This window comes from Streptomyces sp. NPDC127197 (assembly GCF_042672405.1).
In the GTDB taxonomy this organism is placed as follows: Bacteria; Actinomycetota; Actinomycetes; order Streptomycetales; family Streptomycetaceae; genus Streptomyces; species Streptomyces flavusporus.
In genome coordinates this window covers 40658-61135 of record NZ_JBHXVG010000028.1, presented here as the reverse complement: position 1 = coordinate 61135, position 20478 = coordinate 40658, and the positions used below count along the sequence as shown (strand labels likewise).

20 protein-coding genes are annotated in these 20478 nt (G+C 69.0%); 15 read left to right on the top strand and 5 right to left on the bottom strand.

All coding sequences use genetic code 11. The annotated features are described in order from the left end of the window. Positions 1–14: 14 nt before the first annotated feature. Complete coding sequence (locus tag ACFVJQ_RS33125) at positions 15–779, bottom strand: SDR family NAD(P)-dependent oxidoreductase (RefSeq protein WP_385514437.1); 765 nt, start codon at positions 777–779, stop codon at positions 15–17. A gap of 214 nt (positions 780–993) precedes the next feature. On the opposite strand from ACFVJQ_RS33125, the gene ACFVJQ_RS33120 reads away from it, so the two are divergent. Continuing rightward, a complete protein-coding gene (locus tag ACFVJQ_RS33120) occupies positions 994–1878 on the top strand; it encodes an alpha/beta fold hydrolase (protein WP_385789289.1) in 885 nt (294 codons plus the stop codon). Positions 1879–1957: 79 nt separating this feature from the next. On the opposite strand, the gene ACFVJQ_RS33115 is transcribed toward ACFVJQ_RS33120, so the two are convergent. Continuing rightward, positions 1958–3193, bottom strand: a complete 1236-nt coding sequence (locus ACFVJQ_RS33115; RefSeq protein ID WP_385789287.1) for a nucleotide disphospho-sugar-binding domain-containing protein — start codon at positions 3191–3193, stop codon at positions 1958–1960. A 145-nt stretch (positions 3194–3338) separates the two neighbouring features. Here ACFVJQ_RS33115 and ACFVJQ_RS33110 point away from each other — a divergent pair, with 145 nt between their 5' ends. Together ACFVJQ_RS33110 and ACFVJQ_RS33105 are read left to right on the top strand one after the other, a co-directional pair. Further along, the gene (locus tag ACFVJQ_RS33110) at positions 3339–4028 is read left to right on the top strand and encodes a gamma-glutamyl-gamma-aminobutyrate hydrolase family protein (protein ID WP_385514440.1); all 690 of its coding nucleotides are present in this window, start codon (positions 3339–3341) and stop codon (positions 4026–4028) included. 549 nt (positions 4029–4577) lie between these two features. Further along, entirely contained in the window at positions 4578–4997 is a 420-nt protein-coding gene (locus ACFVJQ_RS33105) for a pyridoxamine 5'-phosphate oxidase family protein (protein WP_385514441.1), read from the top strand. A gap of 94 nt (positions 4998–5091) precedes the next feature. On the opposite strand, the gene ACFVJQ_RS33100 is transcribed toward ACFVJQ_RS33105, so the two are convergent. After that, on the bottom strand, positions 5092–5574 hold the full coding sequence (locus ACFVJQ_RS33100) for a nuclear transport factor 2 family protein (RefSeq protein WP_385514442.1): 483 nt from the start codon (positions 5572–5574) through the stop codon (positions 5092–5094). A gap of 165 nt (positions 5575–5739) precedes the next feature. On the opposite strand from ACFVJQ_RS33100, the gene ACFVJQ_RS33095 reads away from it, so the two are divergent. The 10 genes from ACFVJQ_RS33095 (at position 5740) to ACFVJQ_RS33050 (ending at position 16284) form a co-directional block, all read left to right on the top strand. Next, entirely contained in the window at positions 5740–7206 is a 1467-nt protein-coding gene (locus ACFVJQ_RS33095; RefSeq protein WP_385789284.1) for an FAD-dependent monooxygenase, read from the top strand. Between the two features lie 85 nt (positions 7207–7291). Further along, positions 7292–7987 (top strand): antibiotic biosynthesis monooxygenase family protein, encoded by a 696-nt coding sequence (locus ACFVJQ_RS33090; RefSeq protein WP_385514444.1) that lies wholly within the window; start codon positions 7292–7294, stop codon positions 7985–7987. A 251-nt stretch (positions 7988–8238) separates the two neighbouring features. Then, positions 8239–8568 (top strand): TcmI family type II polyketide cyclase, encoded by a 330-nt coding sequence (locus tag ACFVJQ_RS33085; protein WP_385514445.1) that lies wholly within the window; start codon positions 8239–8241, stop codon positions 8566–8568. Beyond that, entirely contained in the window at positions 8565–9836 is a 1272-nt protein-coding gene (locus ACFVJQ_RS33080; protein ID WP_385514446.1) for a beta-ketoacyl-[acyl-carrier-protein] synthase family protein, read from the top strand. Before ACFVJQ_RS33085 ends, ACFVJQ_RS33080 begins: the two co-directional genes overlap by 4 nt. Continuing rightward, complete coding sequence (locus ACFVJQ_RS33075) at positions 9833–11047, top strand: ketosynthase chain-length factor (protein WP_385789281.1); 1215 nt, start codon at positions 9833–9835, stop codon at positions 11045–11047. The genes ACFVJQ_RS33080 and ACFVJQ_RS33075 overlap by 4 nt, the downstream gene beginning before the upstream one ends. A 43-nt stretch (positions 11048–11090) precedes the next feature. Further along, positions 11091–11360 carry an acyl carrier protein gene (locus ACFVJQ_RS33070; RefSeq protein ID WP_385514448.1) on the top strand — a complete coding sequence of 90 codons (270 nt, stop codon included), beginning with the start codon at positions 11091–11093 and terminating at the stop codon, positions 11358–11360. 11 nt (positions 11361–11371) lie between these two features. Next, complete coding sequence (locus tag ACFVJQ_RS33065) at positions 11372–12157, top strand: SDR family NAD(P)-dependent oxidoreductase (RefSeq protein WP_385514449.1); 786 nt, start codon at positions 11372–11374, stop codon at positions 12155–12157. Positions 12158–12249: 92 nt separating this feature from the next. Then, positions 12250–13191 (top strand): aromatase/cyclase, encoded by a 942-nt coding sequence (locus ACFVJQ_RS33060; protein ID WP_385514450.1) that lies wholly within the window; start codon positions 12250–12252, stop codon positions 13189–13191. A 2-nt stretch (positions 13192–13193) separates the two neighbouring features. Further along, complete coding sequence (locus tag ACFVJQ_RS33055; RefSeq protein ID WP_385514451.1) at positions 13194–14678, top strand: FAD-dependent oxidoreductase; 1485 nt, start codon at positions 13194–13196, stop codon at positions 14676–14678. Between the two features lie 58 nt (positions 14679–14736). Further along, on the top strand, positions 14737–16284 hold the full coding sequence (locus ACFVJQ_RS33050) for an FAD-dependent monooxygenase (RefSeq protein ID WP_385789278.1): 1548 nt from the start codon (positions 14737–14739) through the stop codon (positions 16282–16284). A gap of 70 nt (positions 16285–16354) precedes the next feature. Here the strand turns inward: ACFVJQ_RS33050 and ACFVJQ_RS33045 are convergent, their stop codons facing one another. Continuing rightward, the gene (locus ACFVJQ_RS33045) at positions 16355–17584 is read right to left on the bottom strand and encodes a methyltransferase (RefSeq protein ID WP_385514453.1); all 1230 of its coding nucleotides are present in this window, start codon (positions 17582–17584) and stop codon (positions 16355–16357) included. Positions 17585–17760: 176 nt separating this feature from the next. Between ACFVJQ_RS33045 and ACFVJQ_RS33040 the strand changes: the two genes are divergently transcribed. Together ACFVJQ_RS33040 and ACFVJQ_RS33035 are read left to right on the top strand one after the other, a co-directional pair. Then, positions 17761–18180 (top strand): pyridoxamine 5'-phosphate oxidase family protein, encoded by a 420-nt coding sequence (locus ACFVJQ_RS33040; protein WP_385514454.1) that lies wholly within the window; start codon positions 17761–17763, stop codon positions 18178–18180. A gap of 89 nt (positions 18181–18269) precedes the next feature. After that, positions 18270–19226, top strand: coding sequence for an aromatase/cyclase (locus ACFVJQ_RS33035; RefSeq protein WP_385514455.1), 957 nt, complete (start codon positions 18270–18272; stop codon positions 19224–19226). Positions 19227–19789: 563 nt separating this feature from the next. Here ACFVJQ_RS33035 and ACFVJQ_RS33030 read toward each other — a convergent pair. After that, positions 19790–20473 (bottom strand): ScbR family autoregulator-binding transcription factor, encoded by a 684-nt coding sequence (locus tag ACFVJQ_RS33030; protein ID WP_385514456.1) that lies wholly within the window; start codon positions 20471–20473, stop codon positions 19790–19792. Positions 20474–20478: the final 5 nt, after the last annotated feature.

The following is a 20478-nucleotide window of genomic DNA, read 5'->3' as shown; positions in this document are numbered from 1 at the left end:
CCCCGGCACGTCCCTCAGCCGAGCAGGGAGCCGCCGGTGGCGTCGATGACGCTTCCGGTGATCCACCTGGCGTCTTCGGACGCGACGAATGCCACGACGTCAGCAATGTCCTCGACCTGGCCGACGCGCTTGAACGCCGAGAGTTCGGCCATGCGTGCCACGACGGCCGGGTTGGCGAAGACCGGGCTGCCGTTGTCGGTACGGCCTGGTGCGACGCTGTTGACCGTGATGCCGCGGCCGGCGACGTGGCGGGCCAGGTGCAGTGTCAGCTGGTCCACGACGCTCTTGGACATCGCATAGGCGATCATGTCCGGCTGGGCGCTGCGGGTGATCCCTGAAGAGATGTTGACGATCCGGCCGCCTGAGGGCATCAGCTCGAGCGCGCGCTGTGCGATCAGGAAGGGTGCTCGCGCGTTCACCGTGAGGTACTGGTCCAGCAGCTCTGTGGTGACGTCCTCGGGCATGGTGGGTCGTCCGCCGTACGCCGCGTTGTTGACCAGGATGTCCAAGGCGGTGGAGCCGGTCTGCTGCGTGAGCTCTCGCTCGAGTGCCGTGAAGAGTCCCGCTATCTGTTCGGCTTCGGCCACGTCGCCGCGCACGGTGAACGCGCGTCCGCCTTCTTCGTGGATCAGAGCAGCCGTCTCCTTGGCCTCGGCCTCGCCGGATGCGTAGTGCACGGCCACCAGCGCGCCGTCCCGCGCCAGCCGTCGTGCGATGCCGCGCCCGATCCCTCGGCTGGCGCCGGTGACAAGAGCCGTCTTGCCGGTGAGCCTACCCATGGCAGTAATTCCCTCCGCAAGTGATGCCAAAATATTCCAAGTCGCTTTCTCGGTGCCTCAGCATGGCGAATCGTCACGTCCACGTCGAGTGCGACGGCGTGTTCAAGTGCGACTTCACGCACAGTCGAACGGCGCGGTCATTGGCTATATTCAAGGAAATACGACAAAGGGTGGGGTAATGAGCATGACCACGCAATCATCTCGGCCCATTGACGTGCCGGACGATGCGGAACTGGCAGCGTCGTTGGGCGGAGACTTCCGCAGCGAGTACGCGGACGTGAACGGGACGCGGCTGCACTACGTCGTGGGAGGCAGTGGAGATCCAATCGTCCTGCTGCACGGCTGGCCGGAGACGTGGTGGGCCTACCGGAAGCTCATGCCGCAGCTCGCCGAGCATTACCGGGTCATCGCCGTGGACCACCGCGGCATAGGAATTCCGGACGATCTGAAGCCTTCGGACGGGTTCTCGAAGAAGAACATGGCCCGCGATGTCTACGAGCTCATCCGCTCGCTGGGATACAGCAGTGCCCATATCGTGGGCCACGACATGGGGGCGATGGTCGGCTACAGCTTCGCCGCGAATCACCCCGAGGCGACCCGGCGACTCGTTCTGCTCGATGTGGTCCACCCCGACGAGACCTATTACAGCAGGCCGATGCTGCGGCGTCCGAATACCGGCTTCAACATGTGGTGGATGGCGTTCAACCAGGTACGCGGTCTGCCCGAGCAGGTCTTCTCCGGCCGCGGCTGGTACCTGATCGACTGGCTGTACACCAACTCGCTCAAGGATCAGGAGTCGGTCACGGCCTTCGACCGCGCCGTCTACGCGCGGGCGTACGACACACCGGCGGGTATACGGGCGACCAACGGCTACTACCAGGCGTACCACCAGGACATCGAGGACCTGAAGGGGTACGACAAGGTGACGGTACCGGTGCTCGCCCTGGCGGCGCCCACGCAGTTCGATCAGGTGCGGGACCAGCTGTCGGGCATCGCAACCGATGTGCGCATGGTGCGCGTCGAGAACTCCATGCACTGGCTCGCCGAGGACGACCCGGACCTGGTGGCCCGCGAGGTGCTCGGCTTTCTCGGCCAGTAGGCGGCGATGACGGTGCGTACGGCCCGTCCTGCCCACCCTGCCGCCTGATGCGGCAGGGTGGGCACGGCCGGCGCTCGGCTCATCCGGCGGCGAGCTTCTCCACGACGAGCGCCACCTCGGAAGGGGTCGGAAGCGTGGCCATCTCCTCGGACAGAATGCGCGCCCGTTGCGTGTACCGGGGGTCGGAGAGGATTTCCCGGCAGCCGGAGACGATCGCCTCGGTCTGGTCCTGATCCGGCCCCTGTCCCTGGGTCGGAAGGGCGAGCCCGGCTCCGAAGTCGGACAGGGCCCGCGCGACGATCTCCATGTACGAGGCCTCGGGCGCGATCAGTTGCGGCACGCCGGCGTTCATGGCGGTCATGGCGGTGACGCCGCCTCCGTGATGCACCAGCAGATCGCAGGTCGGAGCGACCACATCCAGCGGAAGCCAGCCGATACGGACGTCCTTCAGCTCGCCGCCGAACTTCTCGCTGACCTGTTCGGGTGCGGCGATCAGCACCTCGGCCCCCGTCCGGGACAGCTGCTCCACCAGACTCCGCAGTGCGTCCGCGGACTGGAAGGCAAGGGCTCGGGTACCTGTCGTGATCACCACGCGTCGGCGGTTCTCGGGGCGGGTGAACATCCATCGCTCGATGCGGCGCTGGCCATTGCCCGGAACCCAGTGCATGAGCTGCCCCCCATGGCCGGCCGACGAGGGCAGGCACGGCTGGAGCGACGGCGGGCAGACGTCGATGGACAGGGTGGGATCCGGCAGCCCGGTCAGACCCAGAGCGCTCAGCTCGGGCCTCAGCTCCTCTTCAGCGCCCGGGTCCGCGCCGTCGGTCGGGACGACGTCCCAGGCCTGGCGCACATACGGGACTCCGAGGTGCGCGGCGAGCAGCCCCGCGGCATAGGTCATCGAGCCGCCGACGATCGCATCGGGGCGCCAGTCCCGCGCGATGTCCCGCAAGGCGTCCAGCCCGGCGGCGGCCATCCTGCCGAAGGCCCTGCCGGTGTGCAGCATGTTCTCCCGCGAGTCCTTGGGTGGCTCCACCGGATTGCCGGAGCGGTCGAACCGCATGAAATGGAAGACCGGCTCGGGGACGATGGAGATCGAGGGGAGACCGATGCCGGCCGCGATGTCGGGAAGCGGCTCGTTGGCGGCCACCAGAATCTCGTGCCCCGCATTGCGCAGTGCCGTTGCCAGGGGAGAGACAGTGAAGACGGTTGCCGAGCTGCCACCGGCAACGAAGAGGAATTTCATGGAATTTTTCACGCTTCCCGTGAGGCGACGAATTTCATGTACCGGATTCCCTGGTATGACACCCGCTTTCACATACCGCCGCAATACTGCTGCTTGTCGGCGGACCGAGTCAACGCCGCACACGTACACCGGTTGTTCAACTGCGGAAAATCAAGCTTGAACACCACATCGGAACGCAGAAACATTGCGGGATCCGTAAGAAGGAGGGGGTCTGCCAGTGAACAGGCCAGTCGTTGCGGTCACCGCGGACGCGGCCACCGCAACCTGGGGTGTCTGGGGCGCCATCCCGGCTGCCGTACAGCCCTGGGCGTATCTCACCAAGGTGACGGAGGCGGGCGGCGCACCGGTGCTGCTGCCGCCGATCCGGGAAGCCGTCGAGGATGTGATGGCCACGGCGGATGCGCTGCTGATAACCGGTGGTGCCGACATCGACCCCGCGCGCTACGGAGCCGAGCGGGACCCGCGCACCTTCCCTCCCGACGAGTTGCGGGACGCCACGGATTTCGCCGCTCTTGCCGCCGCGGAGCGGCGTGGCATCCCGGTCCTGGGAATCTGCCGCGGGCTGCAGGTGATCGTCGTCTCCAGGGGCGGAACACTCCACCAGCACCTCCCCGCTCACGGTCCAACCGTGCCGGGACGCCACACACGGCGTGACATCAGCGTCGCACCGGACTCCGTCCTGGGCGGCGTCCTGGGCACGTCGACCACCGGCCAGTGCCACCACCATCAGGGGGTGGCCGGAGTCGGTGACGGACTCCGCGCCACCGCCTGGGCACAGGAGGACGGCGTCATCGAGGCGGTCGAGGACCCGTCTGCGCGCTTCCTGGTCGGTTTCCAGCCGCACGGCGAGGAAGGCGGGGCCGAGACAGCGGGGCTGTTCAAGGCTTTCGTCGACGCGGCGTGCTGAGCGGGACGGCGCCAGGAGGGCTTCCGCACCCGCAGCGCTCCTTCGGCATCGCCGTGTTGTTACCTTCCTCGGCTCTGCTTCGTCATGGGTAGTGACGGACCCGGACGAAAGACGAAAGAGGCGCGGGTCTGATCCGTCCGATCCGGACCCACCGTCGTGGGCACGGGCGGGACCATCCCCCGCACCGCCCGGCCCGCACACCCGGGGCTTGCCAACCTGACGGGTTGGCAAGCCCCGGCGTGCTCACGGCCGTTCGAGAGCCGGTGGAGCGCTGGTGGACGGCCATTCCCCGGAACCACCCTCAGCTGTACGGTCACACGCATGCAGGCGATCACGTTCCGTGCGGACGCGCTTCCCGACTACGCGAGCGTGTGTGGTAGCTGAGGGAGAGGGACACGGCACGGTGCGGGGACCTCGGGCCTGGCTGCCGCGCGGTGCGCGAGTGCGGCGCGTCAGCAGTCGAACACCCCCGCCGGCGACACCGCCCGGCGCGGTCACCCATGTCATGGGGCTGGAGCCCTCCCACCGAGAGTGAAGGACGCACAGGCGATGTCGCTTCCCCAGCCGCACCCCGCACCCGTGACGGTGTCCGCGTCGGTCGAGGCGTTCTTGAACGACGCCCGGTTCGTGGCGGCGTTCACCACGTTACGGCCGACCGGGGCGCCCCATGTGGCGCCGGTGCGCTTCACCTGGGACGCGGAGTCGGGCCTGGCGCGGGTGTTGACGGTGCGTTCGTCGCGCAAAGCGCGCAATCTGCTGGCGGCCCCGGGTGGCCGCGTGGCACTGTGCCAGGTAGACGGCTTCGCCTGGGTCACCCTGGAGGGCACCGGGCAGGTGGTGCAGGACCCGGAGCGGATGGCCGAGGGCGTGGCCAGGTACACGCGTCGATACTGGTCGCCGCCGCCCAACCGCCCCGACCGGGTGCTCGTCGAGATCACCGTGGACCGGGTGCTGAGCCTGAACATCTGATCGCGGACCGACGCCTGCCCGGTACCTCCGTACTGCCCTGCGCCCGGCCGCGCGGATCGGACCGATCCGCGCGGCCGGGGCGGTGTGGTGCGCGCTATGCCTCGCTCCGTGGGCTGCCGTCGGCCCACACGAGGCGGAAGGACAGCTCGGACAACCGCCATCCGAGCGGCGTGAACCGGGCCCGGCCATGGACCGACGTTCCCGTGGTGAAGAGCTGAGGCGCGCCCTCCCGTCCTCCAGTGCGGTGAACGTGCGTGGAGACAAGGTTGGCACGCAGGGTCGCACTGTCGCCGCTCACCTCGACCACGGCGGGGGAGCCGAGGTGCATGGTGGCGGCGAACGCCGACAGGGCGGTGGAATGGTAGTCGGCCATCCCCGCGAGGCCTTCGTGCCTGCTGATCGGAAAGGCCACGACCGCGTCCTGCGTGAACAGGCCGGCCGCCCAGGCGGCGTCGAGCTCCTCCTCGTCGAGCGAGACGAGATAGCGGTTCAGTAGCGCCGCCACACGGACCTGGGACTCGATCTCCGATTCCCCGCTTTCCCTGCGTGATTCTTCGCTTGTGTGGATGAAGGTCATGGCGATAAGCATGCCATCCGCAGCGTCGTTTCGGACCGGATCTCCTATCGAATACACGGGCTGCCGGTGAGGGGGGGCATAGACGCGGGGGAGCTGTGTTGAACGCTGTTTACGTTTCGCGCAGAGCACCGTAATACTTGTCTGACGCAGGCGAGAAGAGGGCAGATGAACACCTTTGACACAGACATCTTGATTGTGGGTGCGGGCCCCACTGGACTCATGCTCGCGGGAGAATTGAGGCTCGGTGGAGTTTCGGTCACGGTCCTCGAAAAGAACGCAGAGCCGATGCAATTCTCGCGCGCTCTGGGATTTTCGGCGCGGACGATAGAGGAATTCGCCCAGCGCGGTCTGACGACGCGTTTCGGCGAGGTACAGGTGATTCCGGCCGGCCACTTCGGCGGCGTGCCGCTGGACTACCAGGTGATCGAGGGCGGTTCCTACGGGGCGCGCGGCGTGCCGCAGTCACGTACCGAAGCGGTGCTCGGCGGCTGGGCGGCCGAACTGGGCGCACAGGTGCGGCGCGGTGTCGAGGTCACCGGCCTGGAGTCCGATGCCGACGGAGTACGCGTACGGGCCGTGGACGCGCAGGGCGAGCGGGAGATCACGGCCCGGTACGTAGTGGGCTGTGACGGCGCCCGCAGCACCGTGCGCACCCTCGCCGGGATCGACTACCCGGGTACCGAACCGGTCATCGAGCTGCGCTTCGCCGACGTCGAGGGGGTGCGGCTGCGGCCGCGCTTCAGCGGCGAGCGGGTCCCCGGCGGGATGGTGATGGTCATCCCGATCGGTCCCGAGCGCAGTCGCATCATCTACTTCGACGCTGCCACGCCGCTGCGCCCGGCCGGGCAGCCGATCACCTTCGAGGAGGTCCGTGAGGCCTTCGAGCGCCTGTCGGGTGACGACCTGTCAGGGGCGCGCCCGCTGTGGGTCAGCTCGACCACCGACGTCAGCCGGCAGGCTGCCACCTACCGGCAGGGCCGGGTGCTGGTGGCGGGCGACGCCGCCCACACCCACCTGCCCATCGGGGCGCAGGGGATGAGCGCGGGCGTCCAGGACGCGGTCAACCTCGGATGGAAACTGGCCCTGGAGGTGAAGGGCCTGGCGCCGCAGGGACTGCTCGACACGTACCACAGCGAGCGGCACCCCGTCGGAGCGCGCATCCTGACCAACACCCTTGCCCAGCGCCTGCTGTACCTGGGCGGCGACGACATGGCCCCGCTGCGCGAGGTCTTCGCCGAGCTGGTCGCCCACGAGTCCGTGCAGCGCCATCTTGTGGGAATGGTCACCGGGCTGGACATTCGCCACGAGGTGGGGAAGGGCGATCACCCGCTGCTCGGCCGGCGCCTGCCGGATCGGGACGTCGTGGTGGACGGCAGGAAGACCACCGCCTTCACGCTGCTCCACGCCGGCCGCGGAGTTCTGCTCGACCTCACAGGGGATCTGGGCAAGGCCGCCTCCGACTGGGCGGACCGGGTCGACACGATCGCCGTGGAGCGCTTCGATCACGACACTCCGGCTGCCGGACTGCTGGTGCGACCCGACGGTTACGTCGCCTGGGCCGGACGTCCCGGCGAGGGCACCGGCTCGCTGACCGACGCTCTGTCCCGCTGGTTCGGTCCGGCCGCCCCCTGACCGTCCCCTCTTGCTGCAGCCCCTCACCGGCCGTGCAAGCAGCCGGCTCTGCCGTACTCGTATCTCACAGGAAGAGACGCAATAGATGCCTGCCATCACCACCCAGGACAAGCACCTGACGGTCCTCAATCTCTTCACCACCGACGCGCCTGAGAAGCAGGACACCCTCATCCAGGAGATGACCAAGATCGTCCAAGCGGCGGCGTACGAGGGCTGGATGTCCAGCACGGTGCACTCGGGCGTGGACAGCCCCGGGACGGCCAACCTCATCCAGTGGCGCAGCAGCGTGGACCTGGAGAACCGGTACGCCGGCGACGAGTTCAAGCACCGCACGCTGCCGGTCTTCGGCGAGATCACCACCTCGATCCGCCTGCTGCAGAACGAGATCGCCTACACGGTGACCCACCCGTCGCTGGGGGGCGTCGTGGAGGTCGACCCCAAGCGCGACGACTACACCGCCATCACCGTGCTCGGAGTGGCCGAGGAGAACCAGGCAGAGCTCCTCGACGTCCTGCGCCCGGAGCAGGCGGAGTTCGCGGACGTCCCCGGCTTCCGGTCGCTGTCGGTCTTCAAGGGGCTGCGTGCTCGCGGCATCGAGGGGGCGTTCGTGGTGCTGTACTCCCAGTGGGAGAGCAAGGAGGCCTACGACGCCTATCGCAACCGGCCCCAGGCCGAGCAGCCGCTCAGCCGGCAGAAGGCCGAGGCCCGCGTGAAGGAGCTCGCCACGTCGGTGGACTCCAACACCTACCGGGTGGTGCTCACCCGCTCCGCCGACGCGTAAGGGACCCCGCACGGCCACACCGCCCGGAACGGACCCGTACGGGCGGTGCGCGCCGCGCCCGTAGGCCCGTGCGGGTGGTGCGCGCCGCCCCACCCGCACCGTCCCAAGCGCGACTCCGGCCATATTCCGGCAGGGCCCGTGCGCGGCGCTACCGGCAGGTCGCACGGTCGAGGCTGCGGTCTGGCACCGGCCGCCGCGCGCACGCCCATTGCCCGCGCCACACCTGCTTGCCGTTGAGGAGGCAACCCCCTATGCACAGCACGCTGATCGTCGCCCGGATGGCACCGGCCACCAGCAATGAAGTGGCCGAGCTGTTCTCCGCCTTTGACGCCACCGACATGCCCGACCGCATGGGGACACGCCGCCGCCAGTTGTTCTCCTACCGGGGCCTGTACTTCCACCTGCAGGACTTCGACGAGACCGATGGCGCGGAGCGGATCGAGACCGCCAAGACGGACCCGCGGTTCATCCGGATCAGCGACGACCTCAAGCCGTTCATCGAGGCGTACGACCCCAAGACCTGGAGGTCGCCGGCCGACGCGATGGCCACGCGCTTCTACCACTGGGAGGCGTCCCGTTGACAGGGCGACGTGTTGTCCTCACCGGGATCGAGGTGATCGCGCCCGGTGGAGTCGGCAGGAAGGACTTCTGGGGCCTGCTGAGCAGCGGCCGCACCGCCACGCGCGGCATCACCTTCTTCGATCCCTCACCGTTTCGGTCGCGGGTGGCCGCCGAGGCCGACTTCGACCCCTACGAGCATGGTCTGACCCCGCACGAGATTCGGCGGATGGACCGGGCCGCGCAGTTCGCAGTGGTCGCCGCACGCAACGCGTTCGAGGACAGCGGCCTGGTGGCGGGTGACATCGAGCCGCACCGGCTCGCGGTGACCGTGGGCAGCGCGGTGGGCGCCACGATGGGCCTGGACCAGGAGTACCGGGTGGTCAGCGACGGCGGCCGACTGGACATCGTGGACCACAACTATGCCGTTCCGCACCTCTACAACTACATGGTGCCCAGCTCGTTCGCCACGGAGGTGGCCTGGGCCGTGGGCGCCGAGGGGCCGTGCACGGTGGTGTCCACCGGCTGCACCTCCGGTATCGATTCGGTCGGTTACGCGGTCGAGCTGATCCGGGAGGGATCGGCGGACGTGGCGGTGGCCGGATCGTCCGACGCCCCGATCTCACCCATCACGATGGCGTGCTTCGACGCGATCAAGGCCACCACCCCCCGGCACGACGACCCCGAACGCGCCTCGCGGCCGTTCGACGCGACGCGCAACGGCTTCGTACTCGGCGAGGGCGCCGCCTTCTTCGTGCTGGAGGAGCTGCAGGCGGCTCGCGCCCGCGGCGCGCACATCTACGCGGAGATCGCCGGTTATGCCACCCGCTCCAACGCCTACCACATGACTGGGCTGCGCCCGGACGGTCTGGAGATGGCGGAGGCCATCCGGGTGGCCCTGGACGAGGCGCGGCTGAATGCCGACGAGATCGACTACGTCAACGCGCACGGTTCGGGCACGAAGCAGAACGACCGCCACGAGACCGCAGCGGTGAAACGGAGTCTGGGCGAGCACGCCTACCGGACCCCCATGAGCTCCATCAAGTCCATGGTGGGGCATTCACTGGGGGCGATCGGCTCGATCGAGATCGCCGCATCCGCACTGGCCATCGAGCACGATGTGGTGCCGCCGACGGCCAACCTGCACAACCGGGACCCGGAGTGCGACCTGGACTACGTGCCGCTGACCGCGCGGGAACAGCGCACCGACGCGGTGCTGACGGTGGGCAGTGGCTTCGGCGGATTCCAGAGCGCGATGGTGCTGGCCGCCCCCGAGAGGAGCATGCGGTGACCGTACAGGTGGTGGTCACCGGCATCAGCGTGGCCGCGGCGAACGGGCTCGGCGTGAGCGACTGGTGGTCGGCGACGTGCGGCGGAAAGGTCGGCATCGCGCGCATCACCAATTTCGACCCGTCGGCCTATCCGGCGCGACTGGCCGGGGAGGTGCCCGGCTTCCACGCGGAGCAGCACCTCTCCAGCCGGCTGCTGCCGCAGACGGACCGCGTGACGCGGCTGTCGCTGGTCGCCGCGGACTGGGCGCTGGCCGACGCGAACGTGACGCCGAAGGACCTACCGGACTTCGACATGGGCGTGATCACTGCCTCGTCCGCGGGCGGTTTCGAGTTCGGCCAGGGCGAGCTGCGCAACCTGTGGAGCCGTGGCAGCCAGTACGTCTCGGCCTACCAGTCCTTCGCCTGGTTCTACGCCGTCAACAGCGGGCAGATCTCCATCCGCAACGGCATGAAGGGCCCCTCGGGGGTCGTGGTCAGTGAGGGCGCGGGCGGCCTGGACGCGGTGGCGCAGGCGCGCCGGCAGATCCGCAAGGGCACCCCCCTCGTCGTCACCGGAGCCGTGGACGCCTCGATCTGCCCCTGGGGATGGGTGGCACAGCTGTCCACCGGGAAGCTCTCCACCAGCGACGAGCCGACGCGTGCCTACCTGCCCTTCGACCGCGACGCGCGCGGCTACGTACCCGGTGAGGGCGGTGCGATCCTCATCGCCGAGGACGCCCGCGCGGCACGCGAGCGCGGGGCCCGCATCTATGGCGAGATCGCCGGCTATGGCGCCACCATGGATCCCCGTCCCGGCAGCGGCCGCCCGCCGATGCTGCGGGCGGCGATCGACCTGGCGCTGGCCGACGCCGGCATGGAGCCCGGACAGATCGACGTGATCTTCGCCGACGGCGCCGCCGATCCCGTCGCCGACCGGATCGAGGCCGAGGCGATCGGTGCCGTGTTCGGCGACCGCCGCGTCCCGGTGACGGTGCCCAAGACGATGACCGGACGGCTGTACTCCGGGGCGGCGCCGCTGGATCTGGCGGCAGCGTTCCTGGCGATCCGCGACGGCGTCATCCCTCCGACGATGAACATCGATCCGTGCCGGGACTACGCCCTGGATCTGGTCATCGGACAGCCCCGGCGGGTGCCGGTGCGCGCTGCCCTGATCCTGGCCCGCGGCAGCGGCGGCTTCAACTCCGCGATGATCGTGCGCGCCGCCGACTGAGGTGCCGCGCACTCACCCGACTACGAACGAAAGGGCCGATCCCATGGCCGACAACACGTTTTCCCTGGACGACCTCAAGAGCATCCTGCGGCAGGCCGCGGGCGAGGCCGAGGACGTCGACCTGGACGGCGACATCCTCGACACGGAGTTCGAGGCGCTGGGCTACGAGTCGCTCGCGCTGCTGGAGGCCGGCAGCCTCGTCGAGCGCCGGTACGGCATCGTCCTGGACGAGGCGGCCCTCAGCGACGCCCACACTCCGCGGGCCTTCATCGACGTCGTCAACCACCAGCTCACCCCCAGCAGCGTGTCGTGAAAGGACCTGACATGACGCAGACCTCCGTGTCCAAGGTGGCCATCGTCACCGGCGCCACCTCCGGTATCGGCCTGGCCACGGCGCGCCTGCTGGCCGCCGACCACCGCGTCTACATAGGCGCACGCACCGCCGAGAACGTGGAGCTGACGGTCAAGGAGCTCACCGACGCCGGGTTCGAAGTGGACGGCTCGGCCGTCGACGTGCGGGACACCGCCTCGGTCGAGGCGTTCGTCGCCGCCGCCGTGCAGCGCTTCGGCGCCATCGACGTTCTGGTCAACAACGCCGGGCGGTCCGGCGGCGGGGTCACCGCCGACCTGGACGACGACCTGTGGCTCGACGTCGTCGAGACGAACCTCAACAGCGTCTTCCGGGTCACGCGAGCGGTGCTGACCACCGGTGGGATGCGGGCCAAGGACCGCGGCCGGATCATCAACATCGCCTCCACCGCGGGCAAGCAGGGCGTGGTGCTGGGCGCCCCGTACTCCGCCTCCAAGCACGGCGTGGTCGGCTTCACCAAGGCACTGGGCAACGAGCTGGCCCCGACCGGCATCACCGTCAACGCCGTATGCCCCGGTTATGTCGAGACGCCGATGGCGCAGCGGGTGCGGCAGGGCTACGCGGCGGCCTGGCAGGCATCCGAGGACGAGATCCTGCAGAAGTTCCAGGCGAAGATTCCGCTCGGACGGTACTCCAGCCCCGAGGAAGTGGCCGGTCTGGTCGGTTACCTGGCCTCCGACGTCGCCGCCTCGATCACGTCCCAGGCCCTGAACGTCTGCGGCGGCCTGGGCAATTTCTGACACCCCTGTCCGAGCCGCCCACCGGCCGAGGCCGGACCGTGTGACGGCCGGGCGCCGACCCCTTATCACGACAGGCGAAGGAGCCACAGGTCATGACGACGCGTGAGGTGGAGCACGAGATCACCATCGACGCACCGGCTGCCGCGGTCTATCAGATGCTCGCGGACGTGGTCCACTGGCCGCGGATCTTCCCCCCCACCATCTTCGTCGACCGTGAGCCGACCGGTGCCGGGCAGGAGCGCATCCGTATCTGGGCCACCGCGAACGGCACGGCCAAGACCTGGACCTCGCGCCGCACCCTGGATCCCCAGGCCCTGCGGATCACCTTCCGCCAGGAGGTGTCCGCGCCGCCGGTGGCGACCATGGGAGGCGCCTGGATCATCGAGCCGCTGGCCGCGGACCGGTCCCGGGTACGGCTGCTGCACGACTACACGGCCATCGACGACGATCCGCACGACCTGCTGTGGATCGAGCGGGCGGTCGACAAGAACAGCACGGCGGAACTGGCCGCGCTGAAGGTCAACGTCGAGGCGGCGCACGCCGCCGACACCGGCGAGCTGACGTTCTCCTTCACCGACACCGTGCAGATCGACGGCAGCGCCAAGGACGTCTTCGACTTCATCAACGACGCCCAGTTCTGGTCCGAGCGGCTCCCGCATGTCGCCGTCGCGCGGCTGACCGAGGACACCCCCGGCCTGCAGCACCTGGAGATGGACACCCGGGCCAAGGACGGCTCGGTCCACACCACCGCCTCCTACCGGGTGGTCTTCCCCGACCACAAGATCGTCTACAAGCAGGTCACACTGCCGGCGCTGATGACGCTGCACACGGGGGAGTGGACCTTCGAGGAGAACGCACAGGGCACCGCCGCCTCCTCACAGCACACAGTGACCATCAACACCGCCAACATCGCCCGCGTGTTGGGTGAGCAGGCCACCGTCGAGGACGCCCGTGCCTATGTGCGCGAGGCGCTGTCGACCAACAGCAGGGCGACGCTCGGACACGCCAAGTCCTATGCCGAGCAGAAGGTCTGATCGTGACCGAAGCTACTCCGCCCACCGATGTCGTGGTCGTCGGGGCCGGCCCTGTCGGGCTGTTGCTCGCAGGGGAACTGGCCCGTGCGGGTGTCCGGGTGAGGGTGTTGGAGCGGCTTGACGTCCCCACCACCGCCTCCCGCGCCTCGACACTGCACGCCCGCACCATGGAGATCCTCGACAGCCGCGGCCTGCTGCCGCGGTTCGGATCGCTGCCGAGCGAACCGCGCGGCCACTTCGGCGGCATACCGATGGACCTGACCCTGCCCAGTTCTCACCCGGGACAGTGGAAGGTGCCGCAGACGACCACCGAGGCGGTGCTGCAGCAGTGGGCGGTCGCCCTCGGCGTCGACATCCGCCGGGGCGCCGAGGTCGTCGAGGTCGTCGAGGACACCGACCACGTCAGGGTCCGGGCGGCCGGCCGCGACGGCGACGTCGTGATCCCGGCTTCCTATGTGGTGGCCTGCGACGGCGAGGACAGTACGGTCCGGCGCCTGGTCGGCGCCGACTTTCCCGGCCAGGACGCGGTCCGTGAGCTGCTGCGGGCCGACGTGGCCGGCATCGACGTGCGCAACCGACGCTTCGAGCGGCTGGACGCCGGACTGGCCATAGCGGCGCGCCGCGCGGACGGCGTGACCCGCGTGATGGTGCATGCCTTCGGCGCCCGGGTGCGTGAACGCGACGGCGAGACCTCCTTCGAGGAGATCACCGCCGCCTGGAAGCAGGTCACCGGCGAGGATCTCTCGACCGGGACCCCGCTGTGGGTGAACGCCTTCGGAGACGCTTCCCGGCAGCTGACCCGTTATCGGCACGGCCGGGTGCTGTTCGCCGGAGACGCCGCGCACCGGCAGATGCCCATCGGCGGACAGGCCCTCAACCTCGGCTTGCAGGACGCCTTCAACCTCGGCTGGAAGCTCGCCGCGGTGGTTCGCGGCGAGAGCGGCCGGGAACTCCTGGACACCTACCACGATGAGCGGCACGCGGTGGGGACCAGGGTGCTGTCCAACATCCGTGCCCAGGCGCTCATGCTGCTCGGCGGCCCGGAAGTGGAGCCGCTGCGGTCGGTGCTGGCCGAGCTGATCGGCCTCGAGGAGGTACGGGTTCATCTGGCGGGCATGATCAGCGGACTGGACATCCGCTACGACATGGGTGGCGGGGCGGATCCTCTGCTGGGGGCCCGGCTGCCGCACTCGACGCTGCAGGTCGGCGGAGATTCCGTCACCACCGCGGCCCTGCTGCGCCGCGGCGGCGGGCTGCTGCTGGACCTGAGCGGTGGACACGGCGGTGTTCCGCAGCACGCAGGCTGGCAGGACCGTGTCACGGTCATGAGCGGCCGGGCCGGCCGCGGCAGTGCGCTGGAGGCCCGGGCCGGTGCGGTCCTGGTTCGCCCCGACGGCTATGTGGCGTGGACGGGCGAGGCAGGACCGGGGCTGACCGAGGCGTTGACCCGCTGGTTCGGGCCGCCCGTCGGCACGGCCGCGGGCTAGCTCCGCGCCGGGGCGCTCCACCACAACGTTCGCCCATCACCAGGAGGGATTTCTCATCATGGCAGCGACAGCGGTCGATGCCGACGTCATCGTCATCGGTGCAGGACCGACCGGGCTGATGCTCGCCGGTGAACTGTGCCTGGGCGGAGCGCGCGTCGTCGTACTGGAGAAACTGACCGAACCCACCGGCCAGTCCCGTGGCCTTGGCTTCACGGCCCGCGCCATGGAGGTGTTCGATGCGCGCGGGCTGCTGTCCCGCTTCGGACAGGGGGAGACCGTCGAGATCAGCCCCATGGGGCACTTCGGCGGGACCGTGTTCGACTTCACCGTTCTGCCTGACGCCCACTTCGGTGCCCGCGGCATCCCGCAGAGCATCACGGAGCAGGTTCTGGAGGACTGGGCGGGCGAGCTGGGCGCCGACATCCGGCGTGGGTGGGAGTTCGTCTCCCTCGACGACGGCTACCTCGACGGTGACGGTGTGCATCTCACGGCACGCGACCCCCAGGGTGCGGAGCGACGCCTGCACGCCCACTGGCTGGTGGGCTGCGACGGAGGCGCCAGCCGGGTACGGGCCGCGGCAGGGTTCGGCTTCCCGGGGCGCGATGCCACGCGCGGCATGTACCTGGCCGACGTCACGGGCGTAGAGCTGCGCCACCGTCCGCTGGGCGAGCGCACCCCCCACGGCATGGTGATGTCCGCCCCCCTGAGCGAGGGCGTGGACCGCATCATCGTCTGCCCCGACGGCACACCCGCCCACGAACGTGAACGCACCGTCACCTACGACGAAGTGGCCCGCGCCTGGCACCACATCACCGGGGAGGACATCACGGGCGGCAAGGCGGACTGGGTGAGCTCCTTCACCGACGCCACCCGCCAAGCCGAGCAGTACCGGCGCGGCCGGGTCTTCCTGGCCGGCGACGCCGCCCACATCCATCTGCCCGCCGGCGGACAGGGCTTGAGCACCGGCGTGCAGGACGCCGTCAACCTCGGCTGGAAGCTCGCCGCGGTGATTCGCGGCGAGAACAGCCCGGAGCTCCTGGACAGTTACCACGAGGAGCGGCACGCGGCCGGTCGCCGCCTGCTGATGAACACGCGCGCCCAGGGCATCGTCTATCTCGGCGGCGCCGAGTCCGATCCGCTGCGCGAGCTCTTCGGCGAACTGATTCAGTACGACGACGTCAAGCGCCACCTGGCCGGCATGGTCAGCCACGTCGACCTCCGCTACGACTTCGGCGAGGACGACACGCACCCGCTGACCGGCCGCCGGCTGCCGCCGAGGCGGTTCACCGGCGCCGACGGCACCCTCCGCATCGCTCAGCTGCTCCGCTCCGGCCGCGGAGTGCTGCTGGACCTGGCCGATGACGCGGACGTCCGCCGGGAGGCATCCGAATGGCAGGGCAGGGTGTCCGTGGCGACGCTGACGGCGCCTTCGGCGGACGACGGCGACGTGCTGGCCGGCGCCACAGCCGTGCTGGTACGCCCCGACGGGTACGTGGCCTGGGCGGGCAGCCCGGCCGACGGCGACCCGAAGCGGCTGCGGGCCGCGCTCGAGCGGTGGTTCGGCCCGGCTGACCGGGCGCCGGCGACCGCGCGGCCGGCCGTCTGACGTCACCACACGCCGCGGCCCCGGAGCAGCAAGAGCTCCGGGGCCGCGTCACGCATGCCGGTGTGCCGGGTCAGACAGCGATGGCCTCCACAACGGACACCGCGGCGGCGGTCTCCACCACGCGCTCCAGCTTGAAGCCGGCCCGGGCGACCAGGTCGGCGTACTGCGAGGCGGTGCGCTCCTTGCCGCCGACCAGCAGCATGAGCCACATGTCGACCAGCTTGCCGGAGTGCGGGTCGTTGCCGGCCTCGGGCGGCACCATCTCGATCAGCAGCAGCTTGCCGCCCGGCTCCATGGCAGCCCGCACGTTGCGCAGGATCTGCAGTGCCTGCTCTTCGGGCCAGTCGTGCACGATGTGCTTGAGGACATAGGCGTCCCCGCCGGGGACCACCGGGGCGAACAGATCTCCGGAGACGACTGTGCAGCGCCCGGCCACGCCCTGCTCGGCCAGGAATTCAGCTGCCCCATTCTCGTCGACCCGAGGATCGGACAGAATTCCGGATATGTTCGGCGACTGCTGCAGAATTCCGGCGATCAGACCGCCGCGCCCGCCGCAGAAGTCCACCACCGTGTTGAAACCGGAGAAGTCGTAGGCCGCGATGATCGGCCCGGTCTCGGTTTCGGACATGGCGCCCATGCCCTTCATGAACACCTCGCCGTATTCAGCGTTCTGTGCCAGGTATTCAAAGGCCCCCATACCGCGCAGTTTCGGCAGGCTCGGCTCGCCGGTGACGACGGCTTCCAGGAGATGACCCCAGTCCTCCCAGTGGATCGGGTGCCCCATCAGAAGAGCGATGTCACGCATGGACATCGGATGGTCCGTGCGGAGCGCGTCCGCCATCGGGGTGAGGGAGTACGTGCCGTCCGGCTGCTGCTCGAAGATCTGCTGGCTGGCCAGCAGCCGCAGCAGCCGTGCCACGGCATCCTCGTCCGCGTCCACCTGCTTCGCGATCTGCGCCGGCTGCAGCGGGCCGTCGGCCAGCGTCTCCGCGATCCCGAGCTTGGCGGCGACGTAGACCGCCTGGGTGACCATGGACCCCATCACCACCTCCAGCAAGGCGAACGGAGCCGGCGCCAGGTCTCGGGAGGCACGCTGCAGGTCCGCCCGGCTCTTCTCCACGGCTCGGACGACTGGCGGGGGCGGAAGTGCGGGCATGTGATGACCTCCGGTGCGATCTCTGGGATTTTCAGTCCCCATCACGGGAAGGGACCCGACATAACATCCTGAATAAAAGACCTCAACGCTCCCTGGAGATTTACTCGAACCGAGCACCTCACCGCCGCCCTCCCGTTCGAGCATGGTTTTCCGCAGTTGAACACCTGTCACACTGATGTAGCGTTGGCTCGTTCCATCGGCAGCCGGCAGTATGCGATTCCACGCCTCTTTTGGGCCAGGCGATACTGCGGACGACAAGACCGTGAAGGAGAACGCAACCAATGACGACCAGTACTCGACGCAAACCCATAGTCGGTCAAATGCCCGAGGGACACCGGGACACGCAGTCCTGGCCGCTTTCCGCCGAGATCGAGGAGTTCCTCACCGAGCCGGGCCAGGCCATTCTCGTCACCATGCGGCCCAACGGCACACCCCATGCGGTGCCCGTGAGCTTCACCTGGGACAGCGAGGCGCGGCTGGCTCGCGTCCTGACGGGTGGTCAGTCGAAGAAGGCCCGCAATCTGATCGCGGCGCCGGGCAGCCGGGTCGCCTTGTGCCAGCGGGACGAGATCTCCTCCTGGGTCACCCTCGAAGGCACCGGCACGGTCCACGACGATCCCGAACGGCTGGTGGAGGGGGCACGGCGGTACGCCGAGCGCTACGGGAAGGAATGGCTCAACCCGCCCGGCGCGGCGGTCATCGAGATCGCGGTCGACCTCGTCATGGCCCGGAATGTCTGAGTCCCTGTCCTGACCGGAGCAGCCGGCGGAATCGGCCTCGGCGACTTCTGCATCGTCCTTCGACCCTCCTCGACTCCAGGAGCATGATCATGACTGCTTCTCCCGGCACATCCACCAGCAAAGCGGTCGAGCATGAGGTCGTGATCGCGGCCCCGGCGACCGCCGTGTACCAGCTGATCTCCAAGGTGGCGAACTGGCCGAGGATCTTTCCGTCGACCATCCACGTCGACCGGGTCGAAACGAAGGGGCGCGAGGAGCGCATCCGGATCTGGGAGACCGTGAACGGCGAGGCGAGGACCCGGACCACGCACCGGGTATTCGACCCGTACGGGCTGCGCATCGAGTTCCGCGAGGAGGAGCCCGGCCCGCTGCTTGCGTCGCTGGGCGGCACCTGGATCATCGAGCCGCGCTCCGCGACCGAGTCCAGGGTGCGCCTGCTGCACGACTACCGCGCCGTCGACGACGACCCGGCCGGCCTGGCCCGGGTCCTCGAAGAGGTGGATCGCAACTCCCGGTCGGAACTGGCCACGCTCAAGTCCAACGTGGAGTTCGCGCACGCCGCGACGGACCTGACCTTCTCGTTCACCGACACCGTGCAGATCAACGGGTCGGCCAAGGACGTCTACGACTTCATCAACGACGCGCACCGGTGGCAGGAGCGGCTGCCGCACGTCGCGCGGGTGCGCCTGACCGAGGACACGCCCGGTCTGCAGTACCTGGAGATGGACACGCGGGCCAAGGACGGCTCGACGCACACGACCGCCTCGTACCGGGTGACGTTCCCGCACCGCGCGATCGCCTACAAGCAGGTCACCCTGCCCGCCCTGCTGACGCTGCACACCGGCATCTGGAAGTTCAAGGACAACGACGACGGCGTAGCCGCGTCATCGCAGCACACCGTCGTACTCAACACTGACAACATCACCAAGATCCTCGGCCCGGACGCCGATGTCGCGCAAGCTCGCGACTACGTCCGCACCGCGCTGAGCACAAACAGCACGGCGACGCTGCACCACGCCAAGGATTACGCCGAGAAGCGGTGTTGACCACGACCGGCCTCGACGTCCAGCAGTGGAATGCCGAAGCCCGGGCACGCGGTGGGACGCACCGACGAGAACCGGCAACAGACCGAGTACCGGCACGACCGCGTGCTGTTCGGCAGCGCACAGACCCGCAGAGCCGGTGGGGCCGGCATCACTCGTTCGTGGCGGTGCTGCTGATCTGCCGCCGCGGGCGAGGTAGGTGAACGGCCCGCCTTGGCCGGGCTGACCTCACCGATGCACGGCAGGGGGATGCGTCAGTCGCGGCCGATGCCGTGGTCACCTTCCACGTTCATGCGGGACGGCACGACATCCTGGCCGACGACGGTGAGCCGTAACCCGTCGCTGCTGCGTCATTGCCCGGCCGATGGAGGTCGAGGCCGTGACGCGCTGGATCTCGACTTGGTGATCGCGTTGTGGACATCGGGCGACATGGGACTCGCCGGCGAGCATGGTGCCATCGAGGTGCTGGGACGGCTGCCCTCGGACCGGGCTCACCCGGATCTGGGTGTGCGTTCGACCTTGCGAAAACGCCGATGGTGGTGTCTTGAGTGCCGCCGAGGGCAGTGTCAGGCAGGGGCCTGCGCGGATTCCTCCGCCTCCTGCTTCTCACGGGCAAGGCGCATACCCTCGTGAGCGAGTTCCGCGGCCCGCTCGGGCCCGTATTCGAGCCTGGACAGGACCGCGGGCACCGCAACGCTTGGCAACAGGTGTATGAAGAGAGACGAGATACGGTTCTCGAGATCCTCACGGCCCGACAGCGTGTGAGAGTAGATCTGCACGCCGGTCCAGGCAGCGGAGAGAAGCCAGGCGGCCTCGGCCGGGTCGACCTGGGGCAGCAACTCGCCCTGCGCGGCAGCCTCACGCAACAGCTGTTCGGTGGACTCCAGCCACCTGACGAGGTTGTCGGTGCCGAAAAGATCCACCATCTCCCGGCCGAGCGAGAGCTCGGCCGCGGCACTGACCAGGGGGTCGTGCCGCATGCGGTAGGCCAGGGCGAGCCCCGTGTCCACGAGTTCCTGTAGCTTACTGGCTCTGGGTGGTAGCGGTGTCTCGACGAACTGTTCGCTGAGTACGCCCTGGGCCAGCGCCTGCTTTGACGGGAAGTGGAAGTACAGTGCGCCCTTGGTCACCCTGGCCCGGATCAGTACCTCACCGATCGTGGCGGCTTTGTAACCGCGATCGTCGAAGACCTCCGCAGCTGCCCGCAGGATCGCTTGCCTGGTGCGCCTTGCACGTTCCTGTCGCACCACCGAAC

What these genes read in the sequence shown, in the direction of transcription:
- ACFVJQ_RS33125 (WP_385514437.1), bottom strand. Translation starts at nt 779, where the DNA reads ATGGGTAGGCTCACCGGCAAGACGGCTCTTGTCACCGGCGCCAGCCGA.
- ACFVJQ_RS33105 (WP_385514441.1), top strand. Translation starts at nt 4,578, where the DNA reads ATGTCGCTTCCCCAGCCGCACCCCGCACCCGTGACGGTGTCCGCGTCG.
- ACFVJQ_RS33100 (WP_385514442.1), bottom strand. Translation starts at nt 5,574, where the DNA reads ATGACCTTCATCCACACAAGCGAAGAATCACGCAGGGAAAGCGGGGAA.
- ACFVJQ_RS33095 (WP_385789284.1), top strand. Translation starts at nt 5,740, where the DNA reads ATGAACACCTTTGACACAGACATCTTGATTGTGGGTGCGGGCCCCACT.
- ACFVJQ_RS33090 (WP_385514444.1), top strand. Translation starts at nt 7,292, where the DNA reads ATGCCTGCCATCACCACCCAGGACAAGCACCTGACGGTCCTCAATCTC.
- ACFVJQ_RS33085 (WP_385514445.1), top strand. Translation starts at nt 8,239, where the DNA reads ATGCACAGCACGCTGATCGTCGCCCGGATGGCACCGGCCACCAGCAAT.
- ACFVJQ_RS33070 (WP_385514448.1), top strand. Translation starts at nt 11,091, where the DNA reads ATGGCCGACAACACGTTTTCCCTGGACGACCTCAAGAGCATCCTGCGG.
- ACFVJQ_RS33065 (WP_385514449.1), top strand. Translation starts at nt 11,372, where the DNA reads ATGACGCAGACCTCCGTGTCCAAGGTGGCCATCGTCACCGGCGCCACC.
- ACFVJQ_RS33060 (WP_385514450.1), top strand. Translation starts at nt 12,250, where the DNA reads ATGACGACGCGTGAGGTGGAGCACGAGATCACCATCGACGCACCGGCT.
- ACFVJQ_RS33050 (WP_385789278.1), top strand. Translation starts at nt 14,737, where the DNA reads ATGGCAGCGACAGCGGTCGATGCCGACGTCATCGTCATCGGTGCAGGA.
- ACFVJQ_RS33045 (WP_385514453.1), bottom strand. Translation starts at nt 17,584, where the DNA reads ATGCTCGAACGGGAGGGCGGCGGTGAGGTGCTCGGTTCGAGTAAATCT.
- ACFVJQ_RS33040 (WP_385514454.1), top strand. Translation starts at nt 17,761, where the DNA reads ATGCCCGAGGGACACCGGGACACGCAGTCCTGGCCGCTTTCCGCCGAG.
- ACFVJQ_RS33035 (WP_385514455.1), top strand. Translation starts at nt 18,270, where the DNA reads ATGACTGCTTCTCCCGGCACATCCACCAGCAAAGCGGTCGAGCATGAG.